Genomic DNA, 23,247 nt, shown 5'->3' on the forward strand with positions numbered 1-23,247 from the left:
CGTGCCCCTATGCGCGCGGCCGGGTTTTCCTGGCCGTGCGCGGCACGGCCCCGACCCTTATTGACGAAACATCCGATGCGACCCTTCTGGATCGAACAAGCGCTGTTCAACGACGGCGATCTCGCCCCCGCGCTGCAAGGCGCGACGCAGGCCGACGTCTGCATCGTCGGCGGCGGCTTCACCGGGCTCTGGACCGCGATCCAGGCGAAGCAGCAGAACCCGGCACTCGACATCGCGATCGTCGAGGCCGACCTGTGCGGCGCCGGCGCGAGCGGCCGCAACGGCGGGTGCCTGCTAACGTGGTCCGCGAAATTCCTGACGCTGCGGCGCCTGTTCGGCGAAGCCGAGGCGATCCGGCTCGTGAAGGCGTCGGAAGCGGCCGTCCAGCACATCGCCGATTTCTGCCGCGCGCACGACATCGATGCCGAACTGCGGCTCGACGGCACCCTGTACACCGCGACGTCGCGCGCGCAGGTTGGCACGCTCGCGCCGGTGCTCGACGCGCTCGCCGCATGCGGCATCCACAGCTACGAGCCGCTGCCGCCCGCCGAAGTCGCGCGCCGCTCCGGTTCCGCGCGCAATCTCGACGGCGTCTATTCGCCGATCGCCGCGACCGTGCATCCGGGCAAGCTCGTGCGCGGGCTGCGCCGTGTCGCACTCGCGATGGGGATCCGGATCTACGAGCGCACGCCGATGCTCGACTTCACGCCCGGACAGCCGGCCGGCGGGCGCCCGCCGNCAAGCTCGTGCGCGGGCTGCGCCGTGTCGCACTCGCGATGGGGATCCGGATCTACGAGCGCACGCCGATGCTCGACTTCACGCCCGGACAGCCGGCCGTCGTGCGCACGCCGTCCGGCAGCATCACGGCCGGCAAGCTCGTGTTCGCGATCAACGCGTGGATGGCGAGCCGCTTCCCGCAGTTCGAGCGCACGATCGCGGTCGTGTCGAGCGACATGGTCATCACCGAGAAATGCCCCGAGTTGCTCGGACAGACCGGGCTCGTCGACGGCGTGTCGGTGCTCGATTCGCGGATCTTCGTCTACTACTACCGCACCACCGCCGACGGCCGGCTGATGCTCGGCAAGGGCGGCAACACGTTCTCGTGGCGCAGCCGCATCGCGCCGGTGTTCGACCAGCGCTCGCCGTACGAGGCGCAGCTCACGCAAAGCCTGCGCGAATTCTTTCCGTCGCTCGCGGGCGTGCCGGTCACCGCGAGCTGGAACGGGCCGTCGGACCGCTCGGTCACGGGCTTCCCGTTCTTCGGCCGCCTCGACGACGCGCCGAACGTGTTCTACGGCTTCGGTTATTCGGGCAATGGTGTCGGGCCGACCTACATGGGCGGGCAGATCCTGTCGTCGCTCGTGCTCGGCCTCGACAACGCGTGGACGCGCAGCCCGATCGTGCACGGCCCGCTCGGCCATTTCCCGCCAGAGCCGATCCGTTATGTCGGCGCGCACGTCGTGCGCAATGCGATCCGCCGCAAGGAGCGCGCGGAGGACGAGAGCCGGCAGCCGTCGGCCGTCGATACGTGGCTCGCGAAATTCGCGAGCGCGGCCGGGAAGGCCGACAAGGCGTGACGAAACAATGATGCGACGACGGTAACGACGCCATGAAAAAGGGACGCTGCGAAGCGTCCCTTTGCTTTTGCGCGACGGCCCGAGCGAGCCTTGCCGGGCCTTATGCGCGCGCGGTTTTCTCCCGCGCCGCCTTGCCCGTCGCGGGCAACCCCTGCTCGTGCGTGCGGCGCATCCGCGCAAGGCCGTGCGCGACGTGCTCGCGCACCAGCGCGACGGCCTTCTCCCCGTCTCCGCCCGCGAGCGCCTGCACGATCTTGTCGTGCTCGGCCGCGGACACGGCGATCGCATCCTCCTCGGCCTCGATCGCGGCCTGGCGCAGCAGGCCGAGCTGGCGCACGAGCCGGCGGTACGTGTCGGTGAGGTGCGTATTGCCGACGCCGACGACCATCGCGTCGTGGAACTGCACGTTCAGCTCGGTATAGCGCGTGACGTCGTGCGTCTTCGCGGCGTCCTTCATCGACTGGATGATGCCCTTCAGCACCTTCAGCGTGTCGGGCGAGATGCGCTGCGCGAGCGCGCGCGCGACCGACTCGTCGAGCATCGCGCGCACTTCGTAGATCTCCTCGGCCTCGCGCAGCGGCACGACCCGCACGGTCACGCCGCGGTTCTTCTCGTTGCGCAGCAGGCCGGCCTGTTCGAGCGCGCGGAACGCTTCGCGCACGGGGCCGCGCGACACGTTCAGCTTGGTCGCGATCTCGACTTCGTTGAGTTTCTCGCCGGGTGCGTATTCGCCGGAGACGATCGCGCGCTCGAGCATGTCCTGGACAATCATCGCAAGCGACTGGCTTTGCAGGAGTTCGATGGCGCTGAGCGTGTTCGGGGCAGTCATGGTCGGCAGGCAGCGGAGCTGCGGGTGAAAACGAGGGCGCCATATCGGCGAATGATCCTTATATACCCTCGGCCCGACACATTGTCAACAGTTTTCAGTTTCCAAAAACCAATCCCGCCTGCCGGCATACAACCGGAATGCAACCGGCAGGCGGCGGTCGCGCGACGGGCGGACTTCGCCCGAACCGCGCGACGCTTACCGGCCGTCAGGCCGAGTGCTTCACCGGCCCCGGATCGCTGTGGCTCGGCCGGCCCGTCTCGACGTGGCCCGCGAAGCGGCGCACCACCTTGTCGTCGCCGCCGCGCAGCGTCGTCGCGGTAATCGTCAAATCGTACCAGCCGTGGCTCGACGACAGCTCGAAGTGATCCTCGACGCGCTCGCCCGGCTCCAGCGTATAGGTGCGCGCATGCGCATGGCTGTACGCGTTGTCGACCGTCACGCGGCACGTCGCGCGCCCGCTGTTGCGCAGTTGCAGGTACACGTGACGGTTGCGCACGTCGTAGCCGATCTTCGCTTCGGGGTTCGCGTGGCGGCCGTCCGCCGCGAGCCGCGTGTTGCCCTGGAACTCGCACAGATAGCCGTTCGGGCCGTACGCCGCGAGATGGTATTCGCCGCGCGCGGCCGACGTGCTCCACGTGTCGACGAAACGATCGTGCGCGGATACCGCATAACGACGCGGCGGCGTCGTCGGGTTGCGGCGGTCGTACACGTAGAACGCCGCGCCCGCGTCGCCCGAGTTCGCGAAGTCGAGCGACACGGTGTCATCGTGTCCGCTCACGCGGCTGTGCACGAACAGTTCGTACGGCAGCGCGCGCGCGGGCCGCGTGCCGGGCTCCTGCGCCGGCATCGACTGCTGCGCGGGCACCTGGTACGCCTGGCCGGCCGTCGCGATGTGCTGCGGCACCGTGAAGCTCACCGTGCGCGTGTCGGGCCGCGCGGAGAAGTCGAACGCCGACGTGAGGTCGCCGCAGATCGACCGGCGCCACGCGCTGATGTTCGGCTCCTTCACACCGAAGCGCGCTTCGAGGAAACGCAGCACCGACGTATGGTCGAAGGTCTCCGAGCAGACCCAGCCGCCCTTCGTCCACGGCGAGATGATGATCAGCGGCACGCGCGGCCCGAGGCCGATCGGCTGGATGCCGCCCGGGTCCGCGCCCGGCACGAGCGGGCTCATCTCGCCCGGGTACTTGTTCAGGTCGAGCAGTTCGTCGCCGAGGTTCGACAGCAGGTTCGACGACACGATGCCCTGGCCGCCCACGCCGCTCGTGACCGGCGGCACCGGCGGCACGACGTGGTCGAACAGCCCGTCGTTCTCGTCGTAGTTGAGGATGAACACCGTCTTCGCCCACACCTCGGGGTTCGACGTGAGCGCCTCGAGCACCATGTTGATGTAGAACGCGCCGTCGGTCGGCGACGCCTGCGGGTGCTCGCTGTACTTGTACGGCGCCACGATCCACGACACCTGCGGCAGCCGGTTCGCCTGCACGTCGGCCTTCAGCTCGGCCAGCGTGTGGTCCGACGCACCCTTGTCGACCAGCGGGCCGCTCGCGCCTTCCTTCACCTGGAAGCGCTTGAAGAACATCAGCGAGTTGTCGGTGTAGTTGTCGGTCGGGTCGCCCGGGATGCCCGTGCCGCCCTGGTACACCTTCCAGCTGACCTTCGCGTTCTCGAGGCGTTCGGCATAGGTCGTCCACGTGTAGCCGTTCACGTCGTCGCGCTCGCCGATGCCCGGGCCGTTCGGCGGGTTGCCGTAGATGTTGCGCGGGTCGACCGTGCCGGTCCACAGGTAGATGCGGTTCGGCGCCGTGTCGGCGTGCGCGGAGCAGAAGTACGAATCGCAGATCGTGAACGCGTCGGCCAATGCGTAGTGGTACGTGAGATCCTGGCGCTTCAGGTAGCCCATCGTCAGCACGTCCTGCTTCTGGTTCACCCACTGGTCCCACTGGCCGTTGTTCCAGGACAGGTGGCCGCTGCTCCAGCCGTGGTTGGTGCCCGGCTGGAATTCGGTCGTCTGCTTCGGGTCGAGGTAGAACGGCAGCACGTACGGCGCGGACGGATCGATGCCGCGCGAATGGTAGTTCTTCGTGAACACCGACGCCGGCGGCTGCTGCCACACCGGCGCGCCGCTCGGCAGCAGGTGCGGGCGCGGGTCGTTGAAACCGCGCACGCCGCGCAGCCCGCCGAAGTAATGGTCGAACGAACGGTTTTCCTGCATGAAGATCACGACGTGTTCCACGTCGCGGATCGTGCCGGTGCGATAGGCGGCCGGCATCGCCAGCGCGTTGCGGATCGCGGGCGGAAAGCCCGCGTAGGCGGCCATCGCGCCGGCCGACTGCGCGGCGAGGCGCAGGAAATCGCGTCGATTGTTCGAGGACATGAAGGGAACCCTGTTGTCGGTAGGAGTGGGGTGCCGGTCGAGCGGGGCCGGCGGTCGGTGTGTTACCCGCTATTACCCCGCACCGGCATGTCCCGGCCGTGACCGGTTCCCGCAGGTTTCTTGCGCTGACCCCCAGCTTTTTTTCGAAGTAGCGCACGACACGCCTTTCATGCGGCCGACACACGCGTGCGCTACGCTGACGCGCGATGAAGAGGGGGGAGAAGCCGAGTCGTGTTCGATCAGCTGAAGGCGTTCCACGCGACCGTCCGGCAGGGCAGCATCACGCGCGCCGCACGCCACCTGGGGGTGAGCCAGCCGACGATTGCCGCGCAGATCCGGCAGGTCGAGCAGGTGTACGGCGTCGAGCTGTTCTACCGCAGCGGCCGCAAGCTCGAGGTCACCGAGACCGGCATCGAGCTGCTGCCGCTCGTCGAGAAGATGATCGCGCTCGAGGCGCAGGCCGACATCATGCTGCGCAACGTCGGCGGCCTGTTCGAAGGGCACCTGCGGATCGGCGCGACGGGCCCGTACTACATCATGGACGCGGTCGGCCGCTTCTCGAACGCGCATCCGTCGATCGCGCTCACGTGCCGGATCGGCAACTCCGAGGAGATCCTGCAGGCGCTGCAGGAATTCCGCATCGATCTCGCCGTCTCATCGCAGCGCAATGATGCCGACGGCCTCGAACGCAAGGTGATCTCGACCGATCCGCTGGTGCTCGTCGTGCATCGCACCCATCCGCTCGCGCGTTTCGACGCGATCGACCCGGCGCAGCTCGCTGACGTGCGGTTGCTGATTCGCGAGGAAGGTTCGATCACGCGCCGCTGCACGGAGACGATCCTGGCCGCGGCCGGCGTCGCGACCGCGTCGGTCGCCGAGATCGGCAGCCGCGAAGCGATCCGCGAGGCGATCCTGCATGGCGTGGGCGGCAGCCTGTTTCCGCTCGGCGAGGCCGAGCGCCATCCGGACCTGCGCGTCATCGCGCTGCGCGGCGTCGACACGACGATCGACGAATACGTGTACTACCTGAAGGCGCGCCGCCAGAGCCCGGCGATCGACGCGTTCCTCGCGTGCATCCTGCCGGCGGAGCCCGCCACGCGCGACACGACGCGGCGGGCGAACGCGCGCTGAGCCACCGCGCGTTCGCCGCTTTCGCGCATTTCCCGCTGCATTGCCTGGCGCTTTTCGTCGCGCCTTCCCTCGTTTTTTCCTCGTGCCTTCCTTTTTGCGTCCGGCCGCGCGTCACTTCGGAAGCGCCGGAATCATCCACGTGAACACGTGCTGCTGCAGGAACACGAGCACGCCGAGCAGCAGCGTGAGAATCACGCTGTGCCAGAAGGTGCGCGCGAACACCAGGCCTTCCTGCCCCTTCAGATCCGTCGTCGACACGCCGGTGGCGATGTTCTGCGGCGAGATCATCTTGCCCATCACGCCGCCCGACGAGTTGGTCGCGGCCATCAACACGGGATCGAGCCCGAGCTGCCGCGCGGCGACGACCTGCAGGTTGCCGAACAGCGCGTTGCCCGACGTGTCGCTGCCGGACAGGAACACGGCGATCCAGCCGAGCGACGCGGACACCAGCGGGAACAGCGCGCCCGTCGACGCGACGCCCGTGCCGAGCGTGTAGCTGATCCCCGAGTAGTTCAGCAGGTACGCGAGCCCGACGATCATCATCACCGTGACGATCGCGATCCACGTCTGCCGCCACGTCTTGACCACGCATTCGACGAACGCGCCGGCGCCGGTGCGCGTCAGCACGGCGGTGATGATCGCCGACAACAGGATCGCGGTGCCCGTGCCGAGCGGCTGGAAATCCCAGATCGCCGCATACGGCTTGTGGTACAGCGACACGAACACCGCGTTGTGCAGGCCCGGCCACTTGATCTTCACGTCGCCGATCGCCGCGACGTTCGCGTGCACCCACACGATCACGACCACCGACACGACGAGCCACGGCAGCCAGCCGCCGAAGCCCGCGCGCGCGGCGCCGGCCGCCGCGGGCACGCTGCGCGCGAGCGCGTATTGCGGATCGGGCTGCGGCCGCCACACCTGCAGGAAGCCGATCGTGACGATCAGCGACGTGAGCGACGACAGCACGTCGGTGAGCTGATAGCCGAGGAAGTTCGACGTGACGAACTGCGCGATCGCGAAGCTGGCGCCCGACACGAGCAGCGCCGGCCACAGCTGCCTGATCGAACGCAGCCCGCCATACGCGCCGACCACATAGAACGGCAGCAGCAGCGCGAAGAACGGCAACTGCCGGCCAACCATCTGGGCGAGCGTCGCGGGCGGCAGCGACGTGACCGCGCCGAGCACGGTGATCGGCACGCCGAGCGCGCCGAACGCGACCGGTGCCGTGTTGAACAGCAGCGTATAGGTGAGCGCTTCGAGCGCGGGGAAGCCGAGCGCGATCAGCAGCGCGCTCGTGATCGCGACCGGCGTGCCGAATCCCGAGATCCCTTCGAGCAGGCAGCCGAACGAGAACGCGACGACCAGCAGCACGAGGCGGCGGTCGTCGGGCAGGTTGTCGAGCATCCACTGCCGGAACTGGTCGAAGCGGCCCGACTTCACCGCGATGTTGTACAGCAGCAGCGCGTTGAAGACGATCCACATCACCGGCACGACCGCGAGCGCCATGCCCGCGCCGACCGCGTTGAACGCGAGCCCGGCCGGCATGCCCCACGCGCCGATCGCGACCGCGAGGCCGGCGACGAGCCCGGCAAGCGATGCCTGCCACGCGGGACGGCGCAGCACGCCCAGCGCGATCAGCGCGACCGCGATCGGGATCGCGGCGACGAGGAACGACAGGAACAGCGAGTTGGCGACCGGCGTCAACGGCTGCGCGAAGACGATGCCGGGCGGTAGGGCGTCGGTGGGATTCATCGTGTCTCCAGATGTCGACCCGAGTTGGCGCTTTAGCGCCTACTCGGGTCCCATGCCTTGTGCGGTCGACCCGAGTTGGCGCTTCAGCGCCTACTTGGGTCCCATGCCTTGTGCGGTCGACCCGGGCTGGCGTTTCGGCGCCCCCGGATTCGGGGCAAAGCGATCGTTCCACGGTCACGGCAGCGATCGGACGCTTGCGCACGCAACGACGTTGCACGGCCAACCGATCAGTCGCTTAAAAGAGGTTAGGAGGCGCGAGGCGCTTGCACAAGGGGGGACAAGCCCGATGCGTGGCGACCCGGTGCGAACCCGCCGCTACACGGTGGCCGGCAGATGGCGGGCAACTGTCGCGCTCGACAGGAAGTCCGTCGCAAACGGTTCGCCATGGCGCTCAACGCGGTCACCCGCGCAATGTTGCAGGTGCAACAAAGGTGCCTGCCGGCGGTCGGGATGTTTCGTTTGGCGTCCGAAGCCTAGACTGGCCGCATCGATTCCGCCCGCGCCGACGACGGCGCGGCACCGGAACCTCACGGAGCAAACACGATGAAGACGATGAAACACGCGGCATGCGCGATCCTGCTGATCGGCGCGGCCTTCGCCGCCCATGCGCAGGCCGCATCGACGCTGACGCGTGCCCAGGTCCGTCAGGAACTCGCGGAGCTGCAGGCCGCCGGCTACCGGACGAGCCTCGCGAGCAGTCCCGACTTTCCGGAGAACATGCAGGCGATCATGCAGCGCGCCGCGCAGGCGCGCGGCGAGGACGCCGGTTACGGCAGCGAAGGGAGGGGGAACGGGGAATCGGGCAAACCGGCGCTACCGCACGCGATCGATCGCGGCACCTACGCCCATCACTGATTGCGGACCGAACCCGCTTGAGCGGGTAACGGCGCGGCGCCACCGGCGCCGGCCGACACACACGCGGCCCGCACGCCAGCGCGCGCGGCCGCGTGCGCGATCCTCAAACGCTGAAGCGGTTCAGCGTATAAGCACGATAGGCCGCGACGAACGCATCGAACGAGCCGGCCTCCTTCGCTTCGAGATCGGCCTGCTCGGCCAGCGATTTCGCGGCGAGCGCCTGCTCGGTGCTCAGCGTGTCCGCCGACGGCGGATGCGCGCGGAAATGCGCGGCGTGCGCTTCGCTCTGCGCCAGCGCGAACCCGAGGAACGACTGCCCGTTCTCGCGCATCGTGCGCAGCACGCGCGCGGATGAGGTGCGTTCCGGATCGGCAAGCTTCTCGCGTTGCGCGGCGATGGCGCGCGCGTGCTCGTCGCCGCCACGGATCTCGTCGAGACGGCGGCCGATGGTTTCGATATCGGTCATCAGCTCGTCCGCCCACGCCTGCAGCGTGATCGGCTGGCCGTCGCGAGCCAGCGTGAGCCCCGGCTTGCGGCCTTCCATCGTCACGCTGCCGAAGTTCGCGTTCGCTTCCTTGTACGCGTCGCAGTCGAGCGCCGCGCTTTCGTCGAGCGCGCACGCGAGCAGGAACGCGTCGATGAAGCGCGCGGTCTCCAGCGCGATGCCGGTCGGCTCGAACGGATCGATGTCGAGGCAGCGCACCTCGATGTACTGCACGCCGCGCGATGCGAGCGCATGCAGCGGCCGCTCGCCCGAATACGTGACGCGCTTCGGACGGATCGTCGAGTAGAACTCGTTCTCGATCTGCAGCACGTTCGTGTTGATCTGGATCCACTCGCCGTCGCGATGCGTGCCGATCGCCTCGTACGCCGGATACGGCTCGCTCACGGCCGTCGACAGCGCGTCGAGATAACCGGGCAGCGTGTTGTAGTCGACGTGCAGCGCGGCCTGGGCGGTCGTGTTCGAGTAGCCGAGATCGCTCATCCGCAGGCTGGTCGCATACGGCAGGTACAGCGTATCGGCGTCGAACGTCTCGAGCTTGTGCGGCTTGCCGCGCAGGAACTTCGTGTCGAGCGCGGGCGACGCGCCGAACAGGTACATCAGCAGCCAGCTGCGGCGGCGGAAGTTGCGGATCTGCGCGAGATAGCGCTCCGACTGGTAGTCGACGAGCGTCGCCGTCGAGCCTTCTTCCGCATGCAGGCGCCGCCACACTTCCTCGTGCAGCGAGTAGTTGTAGTGGATGCCGGCGATGCACTGCATCGTGCGGCCGTAGCGATACGCGAGGCCGCGCCGGTACACCGTCTTCAGGCGGCCGATGTTCGACGTGCCGTAGTCGGCGATCGGAATCTGGTCGTCGGCCGGCAGCAGGCCCGGCATCGAGTCGTTCCACAGCATCTCGTCGCCGAGCGACGCATAAACGTAGCGATGCAGATCGTCGAGGCGTTCGAGCGTGATCGCGGCGTCGCGTTCCGCGGGCGTGATCAGCTCGATCAGCGCTTCGGAATAGTCGGTCGTCAGCGACGGATGCGTGAGCGCCGAACCGAGCGCGCGCGGATGCGGCGAGAACGCGATCATCCCGTCGCGCGTCACGCGCAGGCTTTCCTTTTCGATGCCGCGCAGGCCGTCGGGCAGATGCTGCCGCGTCGGGCCCGAGCTCAGCGCTTCGAGGCGATTCAGCAGCAGTTCGGACTGGCGGTGAGTCATGGTGTTCGACATGGAGACGCAAGTGCGTGACGGCCGCGCGCAGAACGCCGCGCGAGGCCGGCTGGATTGTTGGTCGCTTCGTTGGTAGCGGGCACTTTAACATCTCGCCGGAACACGCGCTTGAGGTGGCGCCGGGCACGGCGCGCGGGGCGGAGCGGGCCGCCGGACGGGGCGATTGCGGCCGTCGCGGCATGTGGCACCGGTGCCAGGCGGCACCGATGGGCACGTCGGTCACGTGCATTCGTCCGATGGAACGCGATGCGCGGACAGGCGGCGGCAGGTGCAACCGTGCCGCCGAATCGATCATCCGCCGCGCGCGCCGCCCGCCCGGTCGGCCACTTCGTTCCACAAATGCAGCGCCGCATACGCGCGCCACGGCCGCCAGCCTTCGGTGCGGCGCTTCTGGCTCGCCAGCCGGTCGAGCGCCGGGTCGCGTGCGGCGATCGACTGCATCAGCACGAGATCGGACGCCGGCCACGCATCGGGGTCGCGCCACGCGCGCATCGCGATGTATTCGACGGTCCACGGGCCGATGCCGGGCAGATCGAGCCACGCGCTACGCAGCGTCGCCAGGTCGGCATGCTCGCGATCGACCGGCACGTCGCCGGCCGCCACCGCGCGCGCCACGCCCGTCAGTGCCGCCACGCGCTTGCCGGGCATCCCGATCTTGTCGAGATCGCACGCGGCCAGCGCGTCGGGCGTCGGGAAACGCCACGCAGGTGCGCCATCGTCGACAGGCACCACCCGCTCGCCGGCCCGTTCGACGAGCCGGCCGACGATCGTCGTCGCGGCCTTCACGCTCACCTGCTGGCCGACGATCGCGCGCACGGCCAGCTCGAACCCCGACCATGCGCCCGGCACGCGCAGCCCCGGCGCGGCCTCGACGAGCGGCGCGAACCAGGGATCGCGCGCGAGCCCGCCGCCGATCGCGGCCGGATCGGCGCCGAGGTCGAACATCGTCGCGACGCGCGCGGCGAACGCATCGTCCACATGACGCGCGACCGTCCCTTCGACCGTCGCGATCAGGCAATGCTTGCGCGGGTGTTTGGTGACCGTGAGTCGGCCGGAATCGCCGTGCAGGTCGACGATGCGGCGATACGTGCCGTCCGCGACCTGCTCGACACCCGGAATCGCGCGCCCGCTGAAGAAGCGCAGCACGCGCGCCCAGTCATACGGCGCATTGAAGCGCAGTTCCATCTGCGCGGACGGCGGCACATGGCCGCCGTTCACGATTGACGTGATCGTTGTTTTGGCGAGGCTCAAACTGCGCTGCCCTCCGTCACGGCTTCGGTTTCATCGTGGTGGACATGACGCGCCTCGGATGCGAGCAGCGTCGCCTTGCGGCGCACGCCCCAACGATATCCGGAGAGCGCGCCGCCCTTTTGCACGACCCGGTGGCACGGGATCGCGAGCGCGACCGGGTTCGACGCGCACGCGGACGCGACGGCCCGCACCGCGCGCGGCGAACCGAGCGCCTCGGCGATCTCCGAGTAGCTGCGCGTTTCGCCGTACGGAATATGCGTCAGCGCTTCCCACACGCGCTGCTGGAAGGCGGTCGGCGCGATGTCGAGCGGCAGGTCGAACGCGTGTCGCGTGCCGTCCAGGTACGCGCGGATCTGCGTGATGAACGGTGCGAGCCGCACGGGCGCTTCAACCAGTTCGGCACGGGCGAACGCGTCGTTCAGCTCGCCGACGAGCGCGGCCGGCTCGTCACCGAACGCGATCCGGCAGATGCCCTGTTCGGTCGCGGCGACGAGCACCGTGCCGAGCGACGTCGCCGCGGTCGCATAGTCGATTCGCAGCCCGGCGCCCTGGCGGCGGAACGCGGACGGCGCCATCCCGAGCTCGCGCGGCACCGACGCATAGAGTCGCGACGGCGAATTGAAGCCCGCGTCGACGGCCGCCTGCGTGACCGGCTGCCCGCTTTGCAGCGCCTGCCGCAGCGCGGCGCCGCGCTGCGCGGCCTGGTACTGGCGCGGCGACACGCCGACCACGCGCTTGAAGAGCCGTTGAAGGTGGAACGGGCTCACGTGCACGGCATCGCTCAGTTGCTGGAGCGTGAGCCGCTCGGCGTGCGCGTCGAGCACCGCGCATGCGCGGTTGACGATCTCGAGCTCACGCGGCAGCCCTTCCGGCTGGCAACGCTTGCAGGGCCGGAAGCCGGCCGCACGTGCGGCGGCCGGATCGGTGAAGTAGGACACATGCTCGCGGCGCGGCAGCCGCGACGCGCAGGTCGGGCGGCAGAACACGCCGGTCGTGCGCACGGCATAGAAGAACGCGCCGTCCGCATGCGGATCGCGAGTGGTCACGGCGCCCCAGCGGGCATCGTCGGTCGGATAGGCGGTTTTCATCTGAACCTCGCACTCTGTATGTAGTGTAGATGGTGCCTACTCTAGACATCGGCACGTGCCGTCGCGCCCTGAATCTTGCTCTCTGATTCGAGCCGGCGAACCGGGGACGCATCATTCAAGCATAAATCGGACAAAACGCCTGCGCCGGCTGTTCCGGCGCGGTTTTCGTCATCGTCCCGTCACCATTTTGCTGCAGTGCGGATGCGACAAATCGCCGTCCTGACGTTTTTTTGCATTCGGAATATTGCGTCGCACCATCGCCGTGTGTATAGTTGGAACTGTCTCCTCCATGTCTCCTCCTGATATGGATTAAGCCCGTTCCGCTCCGCGTGAACGGGCTTTTTTTCGTCTGTCGATTGTGCCGCGTTCCGGCGGGCGGCGCAGGCGCGATGCGTCTACACTCGATGCTCGACGACTGCGAAGGAGTGCCCGCCCATGAAGCCCACCATCCGCGCGATCGATCACATCGTGCTGCGCGTGACCGACATGGCGACGATGACGCGCTTTTACTGCGACGCCGTTGGCTGCCATGTGGAGAAGGAACAGCCCGATCTGGGCCTCGTGCAGCTGCGCGCCGGCGATGCGCTGATCGACCTGATATCGGTCGGCGGCCCGATCGACCGCCCCGACAGCGGGCCGCCCGGCACCGGACGCAACCTCGATCACCTGTGCCTGCGCGTCGAGCCGTTCGATCCCGACGCGCTGACCGCGCATTTCGCCGCGCATGGCGCGCGGCCGGAGGCCCCCGCGGAGCGCTACGGCGCCGGCGGCTACGGGCCGTCGATCTATCTGTTCGATCCCGAAGGCAACATGCTGGAATTCAAGGGGCCGCCGGCCGCGATCGGTTGAACGCGGCCGGTGCGCGGGCCGTCACGCGCCCGCGCGCGCCTTCAGGACCGTCCATTCGACCGCGATCGGGTCGTGATCGGCGCTCGAGATCCACGCCGCGCCGTCCTGCACCGTGCACTGCAGGCGCATCGTGCGCTCCGCGAGCTGCCCGAGCGCGGCCGCGACGCCGTCGGCAAGCGACAGCACCTGCACGTTGCGCAGCCGCTCGACCTTGCTGCGTACGCCCTGCCACCAGATATCCGACGTCTTGCCGCCGTACGCGATCACCGTGACCTGTCCGGCACGGCCGGCCGCCTTCGAGATGCGCCGCTCGTCGGGCTGGCCGGCCTCGATCCAGACGTCGATCGCGCCCGTCAGGTCCTTCTGCCACAGATCGGGCTCGTCGACGTCCGACAGCCCCTTGCAGAATTCGAGCCGCTCGTTCGCGAACAGCGCGAATGCGACGATCCGCACCATCATCCGGTCGTCGGTTTCCGACGGATGGCGCGCCACCGTGAGCGCGTGGTCGGCGTAATAATGCCGATCCATGTCGGCGATTTGCAGTTCGGCTTTGTAGATCGTGGATTTCAGCGCCATGCGGATGCGGCCCGGGCGGGCATTCGGTTCGGTCGGGCCGTGATGATACCGAATGCGCGCCGCCGGGCGCGTGTCATGTGCGCGCCACAGCGCAACGGCCCGGCATGTGCCGGGCCGTGTTTGGTTCGCGCCGCCGGCCGATCGGGCCGGCGCGCTCGCGCGTCGTGCGACTGCGCGGGTTATTGCGGGTTACTGCTTGACGAAGCGCGAATCGGTCCAGAGACCCTGCTGGTCGCTGTTGTCGGCGCTGACGAACTGCACGTCGCCCTGTTCGACCGACACCACGCGGAAACGCTGGCCTTCCGGTACCNATCGGTCCAGAGACCCTGCTGGTCGCTGTTGTCGGCGCTGACGAACTGCACGTCGCCCTGTTCGACCGACACCACGCGGAAACGCTGGCCTTCCGGTACCGACAGGCAACGGTAGTCGTCGAAGTACTGCTGCTTCGCCTGCGATTTGCCGTCACGCTCGTGGCTCAGTACGGAGTCCAGATTGTCTTTCGACAGGCAGCCCCATGCGTTCTTCGTCAGCTGGATTTCCTGCGTCGGCTTGACGGCCGAATCGCCGCCTGCCTGGGCAATCGACACCACGCAAAATGCACCGACGAGGGCAACGAGGATACCGGTTCGTTTCATCATGTTCTGTCTCCAGGCTTGCGGGCACCAGGCTTGGGTTAGCTATGTGTTTAAAGGTGATCGTGAACCCACGTTTTTCACTTTAGAAGACCGGCAAGCGATAGCAAGCACATTTGTTGTGCGATCGCAATAGCGGCGGATTGTCGCACCCCGCGCGCAGCCCGATTTTCGTGCGATGCGCGCACGCGGCGAGGTGTGCCGCGCGGCGGACCGCCCCGTGACACCGGGCGCAAAGCGTTATCCGGCAAGGTTTTCAGAAAAATTACAATGCGGCGATTGAACGGTTTGGATAATCCATTTCGCCATCCCGATCATTTTGATGCATTGCACCTAAAGTCATCCGAAACGATCTGACTTTACCGCAACGCGGAATCGCATTTACCTGATACAAGAAAAATGCCAGGTATAAGCGCATGCGTATTTATCCGTATTTCCCCGCATGCCTCCGGCGCCCGCGGAGGCCCCGCCGCGGGTGTCTTTCGTCAGTGTTTTGACCCGTCTTTATTCAGGCCGATTGCTGGCGCTCGAAATAATCGCGCTGGAAAATGCACATGCGATAAGCGTTGTGATACGCACCGTTTCCGAAAAATTCTTCCTTCAATTCGGCCTCGTGCTGGAATCCGCATTTTTCGTACACGTGAATCGCCGCCGCATTCGACGTATCGACGATCAGGTACAGCTTGCGCATGTTCAGCACCTTGAATGCGTACTCGATCGCGAGGCGCGTCGCCTGGCCCGCATAACCGCGCCCCTGGCATTGCGGCGCGACGATGATCTGGAACTCGCCGCGGCGATGGATGTAGTCGAGTTCGATCAGCTCGACGAGGCCGACCAGTTCGCCTTGCGAATCGACCGTGACGAACCGGCGCTCGCGCTGGTCGTGCACGTGACGGTCGTACAGTTGTGACAGTTCCGAGAAGGTTTCGTACGGCTCCTCGAACCAGTAGCGCATGATCTTCGCGTCGTTGTTCAGTTCGTGGACGAAGCGCAGGTCCTGGCGCTCCAGCGGCCGTAGCGCGAGCGTGTTGGTATCGTTCTGGAGTTGCATGTTCAGTCCTTTTTGAGGCCGGCGCACGTGCGAAACGCCGGCGCGGCGCAGTCGCGTTCGGGCCCGTTTCGCACTGTAAGAAATTGAACGCGGGCGAAGTTCAGAGCCTAGAATGGGAGCTAGGGTTCCTGCCACCGCAGGGAGGCTATCGTGATCGAGCAAGTCATACTCGGTATTTTTCTCGTCCTGCCGCTCGTGATCGTGGCGGCGCTGTTCTCCGACGAACTTTGGCAGGAGCATCGGCGTCAGCATCCGCGCGACGAAAACGCACCCCATATCGACTGGAAGCACCCGTGGCGCCGCGTGCGACGCGAGCATTGAGTCGATCGCCGTCCCTCCGCTGTGCGCGCCGACCGGGCCACCCCGAGCCGGGCAACACGTGGCGCGCCCCGATTCCGCTTCGATCCGATTCCCGCTCAACCCGCGAGACGCCGCCGTGAACGACCAGCCCGCTCCCCCGCCGCACGATATCCCTCACGAAACGATCGATCTGCAGATCGCCGACGTGCTCGCGGCCGTCCGCTACCCGGCGAACAAGGATGCGCTCGTCGATGCCGCTCGTGAAGCCGGCGCCAGCAACGAAGTGCTGTCGATGCTCGACGGCCTGCCCGAACAGGACTATGCGGACGTCGACGCCGTCACGCACTGGGTCGCCGGCAACTTCGGCCCGGGGCTCGGCATTTGAGCGCGCGCCAATAACGCGATAGGATCGGGCCGCACCGGTCGCGCCGCGACCGGATGCGTGCCGTGCCGCCCGGCGCAAGACCGGGCGTTTCCGCACGCGTGTCCGGGGGACTCCATGGAAGGCATCCTGATCCAGCACACGACGCGCCGTCAGCTCTGGTTCGGCGCGTTGACGGCGCTCGTCATCCTGCTTGCGCTCGGGATCGCCGCGCCGCACGCGAACGTCACGCTGCCGGCCGTCGAGCCGTTCATGCCGATGTGCGCGCTCACCGTGTTCACGACCGCGAGCATCGCGGCGTTCTTCCTCGGCGCGCAGTTCACCGTCACGCGCCAGCCCGTGCTCGGCGCGCTCGGCGGCGCCTACGCGTTCACCGCACTCGCCGTCGCGCTGCAGCTGCTCACCTTTCCGGGCGTGTTCGCGCCGCATGGCCTGCTCGGCGCGCGCCCGCAAAGCGCCGCGTGGATGTGGGTCTTCTGGCATGCGGGTTTCCCGTGCTTCGTGATGGCCGCGCTGCTCGCACGCGAGCGGCTGACGCGCGCACCGGTCGGTGACAGGCAGACGCGCCGGTGGGCGGTCGCGCTCGTTGGCGGGCCGGCCGTCGCGGCTGCGCTGCTGTGCGCGTTCGCGCTGAACGTGTCGCTGCCGCCCGCGTTCCTTCCGCCCGGCGACGCGGCCTTGCTGCCCTTCAGCGGCATCGCGCTGTTCGTGTGGATCCTCAATGCGCTTGCGCTCGTTGCCGTGCTGGCCACGGGCCGGCTGCGCACGACGCTCGACCTGTGGCTCGCGATCGCGGTACTCGCGTGCCTCACCGACACGACGCTGAACCTGCTGGCCACGAACCGCTACACGGTCGGCTGGTATGTCGCGCGCGTGTTCAGCATGTTCACGCCCGGCGTGCTCGTGTGCGTGCTCGCCTGGGAAGTGACGATGCTGTACCAGCAGCTGTTCGAGGCGCATGCGACGCTGGTTCGTTCTTCCGCACGCGACGGCCTGACCGGCGCGTTCAACCGCAGCCACTTCAACGATCATTTCCACACGCTGTTCCTGCAGGCGCGACGACAAAGCGAACCGCTGTCGCTGCTGATGGTCGACGTCGACCTCTTCAAGGCCTACAACGACGCGTTCGGTCACGTGAAGGGCGATGCATGCCTGATCGCGGTCGCGAATGCGCTGGCCGGCGCGGTGAGGCGGCCCGCGGATATCGTCGCGCGTTACGGCGGCGAGGAGTTCGCGATCGTGCTGCCGAACACGGGCGCGCGCGGTGCGCGGGTGGTTGCCGAAGAGGCGCGCGAAGCCGTGTTGCGGCTCGATCTCGCGATGCCTGCTGCGCCGGCGGGGCGCGTGAGCGTCAGCGTCGGCTGTGCGACCGTATCGGCCGACGACTTGTCGACACCCGATGCGTTGATCGAAGCCGCCGATGCCGCGCTGTATCGTGCGAAGGATGCGGGGCGAAACAGGGTCGTCGTCGCCTGAAAACGTCTGCTGTTTTGGGGCATTTGTTACGGTCATTTTGACCGGAATAATCCGCCGTTACGCATTGCGGAGCGAGGATACCAATGCTTACAGCCGGTGTTGCAGGCGCTGGCTATGCTGGGTTTCACATTGAACCCAAGCAGGTGAGCGCCATGAAGAAAGTCCTTTTGCTGATTGCCGGCGTCGCCGTGTTGCTGAGCGGCTGTATCGTGGTGCCTGATGGCGGGTATTACGGTGGTGGCGGGTACTACCATCACCACCATTGGGATTGAGAACGGTGATGATCCGGATGCGTCGATCGGCATGCGTGCCGATGCAGGATCGACGATCCGAACCGCAACGCAATCAGGCCGGCGTGATCAGTTCGGCATGCATCGGAAAGATCTGTAGCGCGGCGAGTGTTTCGTAAAGGAATGCCGAATCCTGAATTTCCGGGCATTACTTCCCGATACAAAACCTGCTGAAAATCACCCCCAGCAGATCATCCGAAGTGAACTCCCCGGTAATCGCATTGAGCTGCTCCTGCGCGAGCCGCAGCTCCTCCGCAAACAGATCGAGCGACTGCGCGCGCTGCTCCGCATGATCCGCTGCCTGCGCGAGATGCTCCTGCGCGGCCCGCAGCGCGATCAGGTGCCGCTCACGCGCGAGATACACACCCTCAGCCCCCGCCTGCCACCCCGCGATCCGCAGCAGCTCCGCACGCAGCATGTCGATCCCGTCGCCGCGCTTCGCCGACAGATGCACCTCGGTCAGATCCCCTTCCGCCGCCGGATGCTCGACACAAGCCGGCACACCGGTGAGATCCGTCTTGTTCAACACCCGCACCACCGGCACACCACCCGGGAACCGCGCGGCGATCACTTCGTCATCCGCCGTCAGCCCCGTGCGCGAATCGAGCAGGTGCAGCACGACGTCCGCGCGCTCGATCTCGCTCCACGTGCGCGCAATGCCGATCCGCTCGACCTCATCCTCCGTCTCGCGCAGCCCGGCCGTGTCGATGATGTGCAGCGGAATCCCTTCGACCTGGATCGTCTGCGCAACCTTGTCGCGCGTCGTCCCGGCGATCGGCGTGACGATCGCCAGCTCGGCGCCGGCCAGCGCGTTCAGCAGCGACGACTTGCCGACGTTCGGTTGCCCCGCGAGCACGACCGACAACCCTTCGCGCAACAACGCGCCCTGCCGCGCATCGCCGAGCACGTGCACGAGCTGTGCGCGGATCTTCGCGAGTTTGCCGCGCGCGTCCGCCGCTTCCAGGAAGTCGATCTCCTCTTCCGGAAAATCGAGCGTCGCCTCGACCAGCATCCGCAGCGTGATCACGTCGTCGACGAGCGCATGGATCTGCCGCGAGAACGCGCCGTCGAGCGACCGCCCGGCCGAGCGTGCCGCCGCCTCGGTGCTCGCCTCGATCAGGTCGGCAACCGCCTCGGCCTGCGCGAGGTCGAGCTTGTCGTTCAGGAACGCGCGCCGCGTGAACTCGCCCGGCTCCGCGAGCCGCAACCCGAAGCCGCGCCCCGCATCCAGGCAGCGCTGCAGCAGCAACTGCATCACGATCGGTCCGCCATGGCCCTGCAGCTCGAGCACGTGCTCGCCGGTGTACGAGTGCGGCGCCGGGAAATACAGCGCGATGCCGCGGTCGAGCGGCGCGCCGTGCTCGTCGAGGAACGGCACGTAGCTCGCATGACGCGGCGCGAGCTTCTGCCCGCACAACGCGTCGATCAGCGGCAGCGCAGCCGCCTCGCCGCCGCGCCCGAACGACACGCGGACGACACCGATGCCGCCCCGGCCGGCAGCGGTGGCAATGGCGACGATCGGATCGGAATCGGTAGCGAGCATGGGAATCGGATGAATCGGGTGGTCAGACAGTGAGTGGTGCGCCCGCGCAACAGTTCGGGCATCGGAACGCCGGCATTGTAGCGTGCCGGCCCACACGCCACCGGCCGCCACGCAGGATTCGGACTCGCCCGAATTTATCCCGCCGGGGATAAGTCGAGTATCAGTCCAACGCAATGTCACAGCCACCGTTTCGGACGAGTATGCCTGCCGGAGCGGCTTGACGCTGCGTCCCTCAATTTCGCCACCCATCCCGGTGAAGGCCGGGATTCGTCCGAATAAGATATGTTTATCTCATATGGTTGTCTGAAACGCGGCGGTGGAATTGCACAATCTCCCCCATGCCGACATCCGAAGAAAAAGCCGCGTTCTCGGAACGCCTGAAATTCGCCCTGCGGCGCAGCCCGGAGAAGGTCACCGGCGCGACGGAGCTTGCGAACCGATTCAATCTGCGCCACCGCGGAACGCATCCCGTTTCGCCGCAAACCGCGCACAAATGGCTGACGGGCCGCACGATTCCGACGTCGGACAAACTCGAAACGCTTGCCGAATGGCTGCGCGTCGAACTGCACTGGCTGCATTACGGCCCGTCGCCGAGCGTGATCGAACACCCGACGCCGCAACCGCTGCCGCGCGACGAGCGCTATCCGCCGACGCCCGAGACGATCGAACTCGCGTCGAAGATCGAGGCGCTGTCTCCGCATCAGCGCTACCTCGTTCAGGAACTGATCGAGCAGTTCTACGGCGAGCCGAAGATCGAAGCGAAGAAAGCCTGAGCGGGAACGGCACGCGCATCGCACACCGCGCGCCGCCGCCAGGATACAAAAAAGCCGCATGGGCGAACCATGCGGCTTTTTTTGCGTGCATCGCGGGCGGCTCGCCGCCCGCGGGTGCGCCGGGCGTCAGGCCGGCTTCTTCTTGACGCCGCCGAGCTTGCGCGTGATGTAGTACTGCTGCGCGATCGACAGCACGTTGTTCACGACGTAGTACAGCACCAGGCCGGCCGGGAAGAAGAAGAACATGACCGAGAACGCGATCGGCATGAACTTCATCATCTTCGCCTGGACGGGGTCCGGCGGCGTCGGGTTCAGGCTCGTCTGCACGAACATCGACACGGCCATCAGCACCGGCAGGATGAAGAACGGATCGCGCTGCGACAGGTCGTGGATCCACAGAATCCACGGCGCGCCGCGCATTTCGACCGATGCGAGCAGCACCCAGTACAGCGAGATGAACACCGGGATCTGGATCACGACCGGCAGGCAGCCGCCGAACGGATTGACCTTCTCGGTCTTGTACAGCTCCATCAGCGCCGAATTCATCTTCTGCGGATCGCTCTTGAAGCGTTCGCGCAGCGCCTGCATGCGCGGCGTGATTTCCTTCATGCGCGCCATCGACTTGTAGCTCGCAGCCGACAGCGGGAAGAACACGGCCTTGATCAGCACCGTCAGCAATACGATCGCCCAGCCCCAGTTGCCGACGTAGCCGTGGATCTTCTCGAGCAGCCAGAACAGCGGCTTCGCGATGATCGTCACCCAGCCGTAGTCCTTCACGAGTTCCAGGCCCGGCGCGATGCCTTCGAGCATGCGCTCTTCTTCCGGACCGGCGAACAGGCGTGCCTGCACGTCGGCCGACTGGCCCGGCGCGATCGCGGCGACCGGCTGCTTCACGCCGACGCGGTACAGCGTCGGATCGATCTTCTCGGCGTAGATGTCGCGCTTCACGCCCTGCTGCGGAATCCATGCCGACGCGAAGTAGTGCTGCACCATCGCGACCCAGCCGTTGTCGGCGGAGGTCACGTAGTCGGCCTTGTTCTTGTCGAGGTCGCTGAAGTTGATCTTCTGGAAGTGCTTCGCGTCCGTGTAGACCGCCGGTCCGAGGAACGTGTGCGAGAACATCGGCGTTTCGACGGCCGTGTTGTCGCGGACGAGTTCCATGTAGACCGTCGGCGTGACAGGCGCCGTGCCGACGTTGTCGATCTTGGTATCGACGCCGATCACGTAGCTGCCGCGCGTGAACGTGTAGGTCTTCACGACCTTCACGCCGCCCTTCACCGGCGATTCGAACGACAGCTTCAGCGCGTTCTGGTCGCCCGCCAGCGACGTCGAGCCGGTGTTCACCTGCGTGTAGACGTCGTTGTGGTTCGGGAAGTCGCCGCCGAGCAGGCCCGAGCGTGCGAGATACGTGTGGCCGGCCGTGTGGTCGAACAGCGTGATGTACAGGTCAGGCTGCTTGCCGTCGCCCTGCTTCTTCAGCGTCAGCTTCGCGAGCGTGCCGCCGCGCGTGTCGATTTCGCCGTCATACACGTCGGTCGAGAACTTCACGAGCTGCGCCTGTGCGGCCGGTGCCGTCGTCGACGGTGCGGTGCCGGCTGCGGCGGCAGGCACATCACCTGCGGTCGTCGTCGCGCCCGTGCCCGATGCGCCGCCGGCAGCGGCCGCGGGGGCCGTTTGCGTAGCGCTCGGGAAGAACATCGACGGGCGTCCATGGGACCGCTGCCAGTTGTCGTACAGCATGACAGCTGACATGAAGAAAATCACCCATAGGACGGTGCGTTTGATATCCATGCGTTGTCTCAGAGTCGATGGGACCGCGCGTCGGCTTCGCCGCGAGCGCGAGTGTCGGAGTTGGGCGGCGGGACGAGGTCGATGCCGCCCGCGGAAAACGGATGGCATCGGCACACGCGCCTGACGGCGAGATACGTGCCGCGCGCGGCGCCATGATACTGGATTGCCTCGCGCGCGTAATCCGAACAGGAAGGATAAAAACGGCAACGGTTGCCGAGCAGAGGGCTCACGGCAACCTTGTAGAAGCGCAGCAAGGCGATCAATACCGTTTCCATACCTTGGGCGGCGCCGTTCGGCACCGCGTCAAAACCGGCCGGGCGGGCGCGAACGCCGCACCGCGGACGGATGCGTCACTCGGACGCGGGCTTCGACGCGCGGCGAGCGATTTCCCGGACTGCCCTGTCGAGCAGTTCGCGGATTTCGGCCGCGCACATCGCCGCGAGCGGGGCGGAAGCCGCGCTCGGCAGCGCTTTCTTGTCGAAGCGCGTGTGCTGCCGCAGCAGCAGGTCGTAACCGGCGAATTCGGCCCGGCGCACGCGAAATGCATCGCGCGCCAGCCGCTTCACCAGATTACGCGTGACTGCACGCGGCGCGTACTTCTTGCCGACGACGAGCCCCAGACGCGCGGGCTGACCGGTCGGCTTGCCGTAGATCACGAAGTGCGCGGAGCGCCGCCAAGGGCGCAAACGAAAAACGGATGAAAATTCATCCGTTTTCAGAAGTCGCGCAGCTTTCGGGAAGGCGGCTTTCGTCTGCAACGGATTCGCACCCGGCTCGACGGCACCTTCCGCAGGACTGCGGACGGCGGACACAGCGCGCAACCTGCCTTAGATGGCGAGGCGCTTGCGGCCCTTCGCGCGGCGAGCGTTGATGACCTTGCGGCCACCTGCCGTCTTCATACGGACACGGAAGCCATGGGTGCGCTTGCGGCGCGTCACGGACGGTTGGTAAGTACGTTTCATGATGTTCTCACTTGTTCGAGAATGTCGAAATTCAGGGGACCGCGT

22 protein-coding genes and 3 pseudogenes are annotated in these 23,247 nt (G+C 67.0%); 9 read left to right on the forward strand and 16 right to left on the reverse strand.

Translation table 11 applies throughout. From position 1 onward, the window contains the following. Positions 1 to 75 precede the first annotated feature (75 nt). Positions 76 to 357: pseudogene (locus ACTRWB_RS25235) on the forward strand (FAD-dependent oxidoreductase); the annotation flags it as partial. On the opposite strand, the gene ACTRWB_RS25240 reads toward ACTRWB_RS25235, so the two are convergent. Next, complete coding sequence (locus tag ACTRWB_RS25240) at positions 295 to 621, reverse strand: hypothetical protein (RefSeq protein ID WP_446903493.1); 327 nt, start codon at positions 619 to 621, stop codon at positions 295 to 297. The pseudogene ACTRWB_RS25235 and the gene ACTRWB_RS25240 overlap by 63 nt on opposite strands. Between ACTRWB_RS25240 and ACTRWB_RS25245 the strand changes: the two genes are divergently transcribed. Continuing rightward, on the forward strand, positions 513 to 1,577 hold the full coding sequence (locus ACTRWB_RS25245; RefSeq protein ID WP_446903469.1) for an FAD-dependent oxidoreductase: 1,065 nt from the start codon (positions 513 to 515) through the stop codon (positions 1,575 to 1,577). The two genes, ACTRWB_RS25240 and ACTRWB_RS25245, sit on opposite strands and share 109 nt — an antisense overlap. A gap of 100 nt (positions 1,578 to 1,677) precedes the next feature. Here ACTRWB_RS25245 and ACTRWB_RS25250 read toward each other — a convergent pair whose 3' ends face one another. Both ACTRWB_RS25250 and ACTRWB_RS25255 read right to left on the reverse strand, forming a co-directional pair. Then, positions 1,678 to 2,406 (reverse strand): phosphonate utilization associated transcriptional regulator, encoded by a 729-nt coding sequence (locus tag ACTRWB_RS25250; protein ID WP_446903470.1) that lies wholly within the window; start codon positions 2,404 to 2,406, stop codon positions 1,678 to 1,680. 205 nt (positions 2,407 to 2,611) lie between these two features. Next, the gene (locus tag ACTRWB_RS25255) at positions 2,612 to 4,783 is read right to left on the reverse strand and encodes a phosphocholine-specific phospholipase C (protein WP_419685568.1); all 2,172 of its coding nucleotides are present in this window, start codon (positions 4,781 to 4,783) and stop codon (positions 2,612 to 2,614) included. 231 nt (positions 4,784 to 5,014) lie between these two features. Here ACTRWB_RS25255 and ACTRWB_RS25260 point away from each other — a divergent pair, with 231 nt between their 5' ends. After that, entirely contained in the window at positions 5,015 to 5,914 is a 900-nt protein-coding gene (locus ACTRWB_RS25260; protein ID WP_193099419.1) for a LysR family transcriptional regulator, read from the forward strand. Between the two features lie 111 nt (positions 5,915 to 6,025). On the opposite strand, the gene ACTRWB_RS25265 is transcribed toward ACTRWB_RS25260, so the two are convergent. Continuing rightward, positions 6,026 to 7,666, reverse strand: a complete 1,641-nt coding sequence (locus tag ACTRWB_RS25265; RefSeq protein ID WP_129513280.1) for an L-lactate permease — start codon at positions 7,664 to 7,666, stop codon at positions 6,026 to 6,028. A gap of 543 nt (positions 7,667 to 8,209) precedes the next feature. Here ACTRWB_RS25265 and ACTRWB_RS25270 point away from each other — a divergent pair. Further along, on the forward strand, positions 8,210 to 8,521 hold the full coding sequence (locus ACTRWB_RS25270; RefSeq protein ID WP_446903471.1) for a DUF4148 domain-containing protein: 312 nt from the start codon (positions 8,210 to 8,212) through the stop codon (positions 8,519 to 8,521). 103 nt (positions 8,522 to 8,624) lie between these two features. On the opposite strand, the gene gshA is transcribed toward ACTRWB_RS25270, so the two are convergent. The 3 genes from gshA to ada form a co-directional block, all read right to left on the reverse strand. Next, positions 8,625 to 10,238: a glutamate--cysteine ligase gene (gene gshA, locus ACTRWB_RS25275; RefSeq protein ID WP_446903472.1), complete on the reverse strand. Its 1,614-nt coding sequence runs from the start codon at positions 10,236 to 10,238 to the stop codon at positions 8,625 to 8,627. A gap of 291 nt (positions 10,239 to 10,529) precedes the next feature. After that, complete coding sequence (locus ACTRWB_RS25280) at positions 10,530 to 11,489, reverse strand: DNA-3-methyladenine glycosylase family protein (protein WP_446903473.1); 960 nt, start codon at positions 11,487 to 11,489, stop codon at positions 10,530 to 10,532. After that, on the reverse strand, positions 11,486 to 12,577 hold the full coding sequence (gene ada / locus ACTRWB_RS25285; RefSeq protein WP_446903474.1) for a bifunctional DNA-binding transcriptional regulator/O6-methylguanine-DNA methyltransferase Ada: 1,092 nt from the start codon (positions 12,575 to 12,577) through the stop codon (positions 11,486 to 11,488). The genes ACTRWB_RS25280 and ada overlap by 4 nt, the downstream gene beginning before the upstream one ends. A 435-nt stretch (positions 12,578 to 13,012) precedes the next feature. On the opposite strand from ada, the gene ACTRWB_RS25290 reads away from it, so the two are divergent. After that, complete coding sequence (locus tag ACTRWB_RS25290) at positions 13,013 to 13,426, forward strand: VOC family protein (RefSeq protein WP_129513286.1); 414 nt, start codon at positions 13,013 to 13,015, stop codon at positions 13,424 to 13,426. Between the two features lie 21 nt (positions 13,427 to 13,447). Here the strand turns inward: ACTRWB_RS25290 and ACTRWB_RS25295 are convergent, their stop codons facing one another. The 4 genes and pseudogenes from ACTRWB_RS25295 to speG all read right to left on the reverse strand — a co-directional run bounded on the left by ACTRWB_RS25295 (position 13,448) and on the right by speG (position 15,685). Next, on the reverse strand, positions 13,448 to 14,002 hold the full coding sequence (locus ACTRWB_RS25295; protein WP_129513287.1) for a YaeQ family protein: 555 nt from the start codon (positions 14,000 to 14,002) through the stop codon (positions 13,448 to 13,450). Positions 14,003 to 14,191: 189 nt separating this feature from the next. Next, a pseudogene (locus ACTRWB_RS25300) lies at positions 14,192 to 14,311 on the reverse strand (surface attachment protein Sap1); the annotation flags it as partial. 2 nt (positions 14,312 to 14,313) lie between these two features. Further along, positions 14,314 to 14,640 (reverse strand): annotated as a pseudogene (gene sap1 / locus ACTRWB_RS25305) (surface attachment protein Sap1); the annotation flags it as partial. 502 nt (positions 14,641 to 15,142) lie between these two features. Further along, the gene (speG, locus tag ACTRWB_RS25310) at positions 15,143 to 15,685 is read right to left on the reverse strand and encodes a spermidine N1-acetyltransferase (protein ID WP_446903475.1); all 543 of its coding nucleotides are present in this window, start codon (positions 15,683 to 15,685) and stop codon (positions 15,143 to 15,145) included. Positions 15,686 to 15,835: 150 nt separating this feature from the next. On the opposite strand from speG, the gene ACTRWB_RS25315 reads away from it, so the two are divergent. From ACTRWB_RS25315 to ACTRWB_RS25325, 3 genes are all read left to right on the forward strand, one after another. After that, positions 15,836 to 16,006: a hypothetical protein gene (locus tag ACTRWB_RS25315; RefSeq protein ID WP_014895655.1), complete on the forward strand. Its 171-nt coding sequence runs from the start codon at positions 15,836 to 15,838 to the stop codon at positions 16,004 to 16,006. A gap of 115 nt (positions 16,007 to 16,121) precedes the next feature. Then, complete coding sequence (locus ACTRWB_RS25320; protein WP_129513289.1) at positions 16,122 to 16,370, forward strand: DUF2795 domain-containing protein; 249 nt, start codon at positions 16,122 to 16,124, stop codon at positions 16,368 to 16,370. Between the two features lie 114 nt (positions 16,371 to 16,484). Further along, entirely contained in the window at positions 16,485 to 17,843 is a 1,359-nt protein-coding gene (locus ACTRWB_RS25325) for a sensor domain-containing diguanylate cyclase (protein ID WP_193099425.1), read from the forward strand. Between the two features lie 438 nt (positions 17,844 to 18,281). On the opposite strand, the gene mnmE is transcribed toward ACTRWB_RS25325, so the two are convergent. Continuing rightward, positions 18,282 to 19,676 carry a tRNA uridine-5-carboxymethylaminomethyl(34) synthesis GTPase MnmE gene (mnmE, locus tag ACTRWB_RS25330; RefSeq protein WP_446903476.1) on the reverse strand — a complete coding sequence of 465 codons (1,395 nt, stop codon included), beginning with the start codon at positions 19,674 to 19,676 and terminating at the stop codon, positions 18,282 to 18,284. Between the two features lie 338 nt (positions 19,677 to 20,014). Between mnmE and ACTRWB_RS25335 the strand changes: the two genes are divergently transcribed. Further along, complete coding sequence (locus tag ACTRWB_RS25335) at positions 20,015 to 20,449, forward strand: transcriptional regulator (protein WP_048244762.1); 435 nt, start codon at positions 20,015 to 20,017, stop codon at positions 20,447 to 20,449. 126 nt (positions 20,450 to 20,575) lie between these two features. On the opposite strand, the gene yidC is transcribed toward ACTRWB_RS25335, so the two are convergent. The 4 genes from yidC to rpmH all read right to left on the reverse strand — a co-directional run bounded on the left by yidC (position 20,576) and on the right by rpmH (position 23,202). Then, complete coding sequence (gene yidC, locus ACTRWB_RS25340) at positions 20,576 to 22,240, reverse strand: membrane protein insertase YidC (protein WP_412022796.1); 1,665 nt, start codon at positions 22,238 to 22,240, stop codon at positions 20,576 to 20,578. Between the two features lie 8 nt (positions 22,241 to 22,248). Next, entirely contained in the window at positions 22,249 to 22,515 is a 267-nt protein-coding gene (gene yidD / locus ACTRWB_RS25345; RefSeq protein WP_009694594.1) for a membrane protein insertion efficiency factor YidD, read from the reverse strand. A gap of 75 nt (positions 22,516 to 22,590) precedes the next feature. Beyond that, positions 22,591 to 23,052: a ribonuclease P protein component gene (rnpA, locus tag ACTRWB_RS25350; RefSeq protein WP_048244765.1), complete on the reverse strand. Its 462-nt coding sequence runs from the start codon at positions 23,050 to 23,052 to the stop codon at positions 22,591 to 22,593. Between the two features lie 15 nt (positions 23,053 to 23,067). Then, entirely contained in the window at positions 23,068 to 23,202 is a 135-nt protein-coding gene (gene rpmH, locus ACTRWB_RS25355) for a 50S ribosomal protein L34 (protein WP_004198824.1), read from the reverse strand. Positions 23,203 to 23,247: the final 45 nt, after the last annotated feature.

Source organism: Burkholderia sp. YIM B11467 (genome assembly GCF_052952715.1).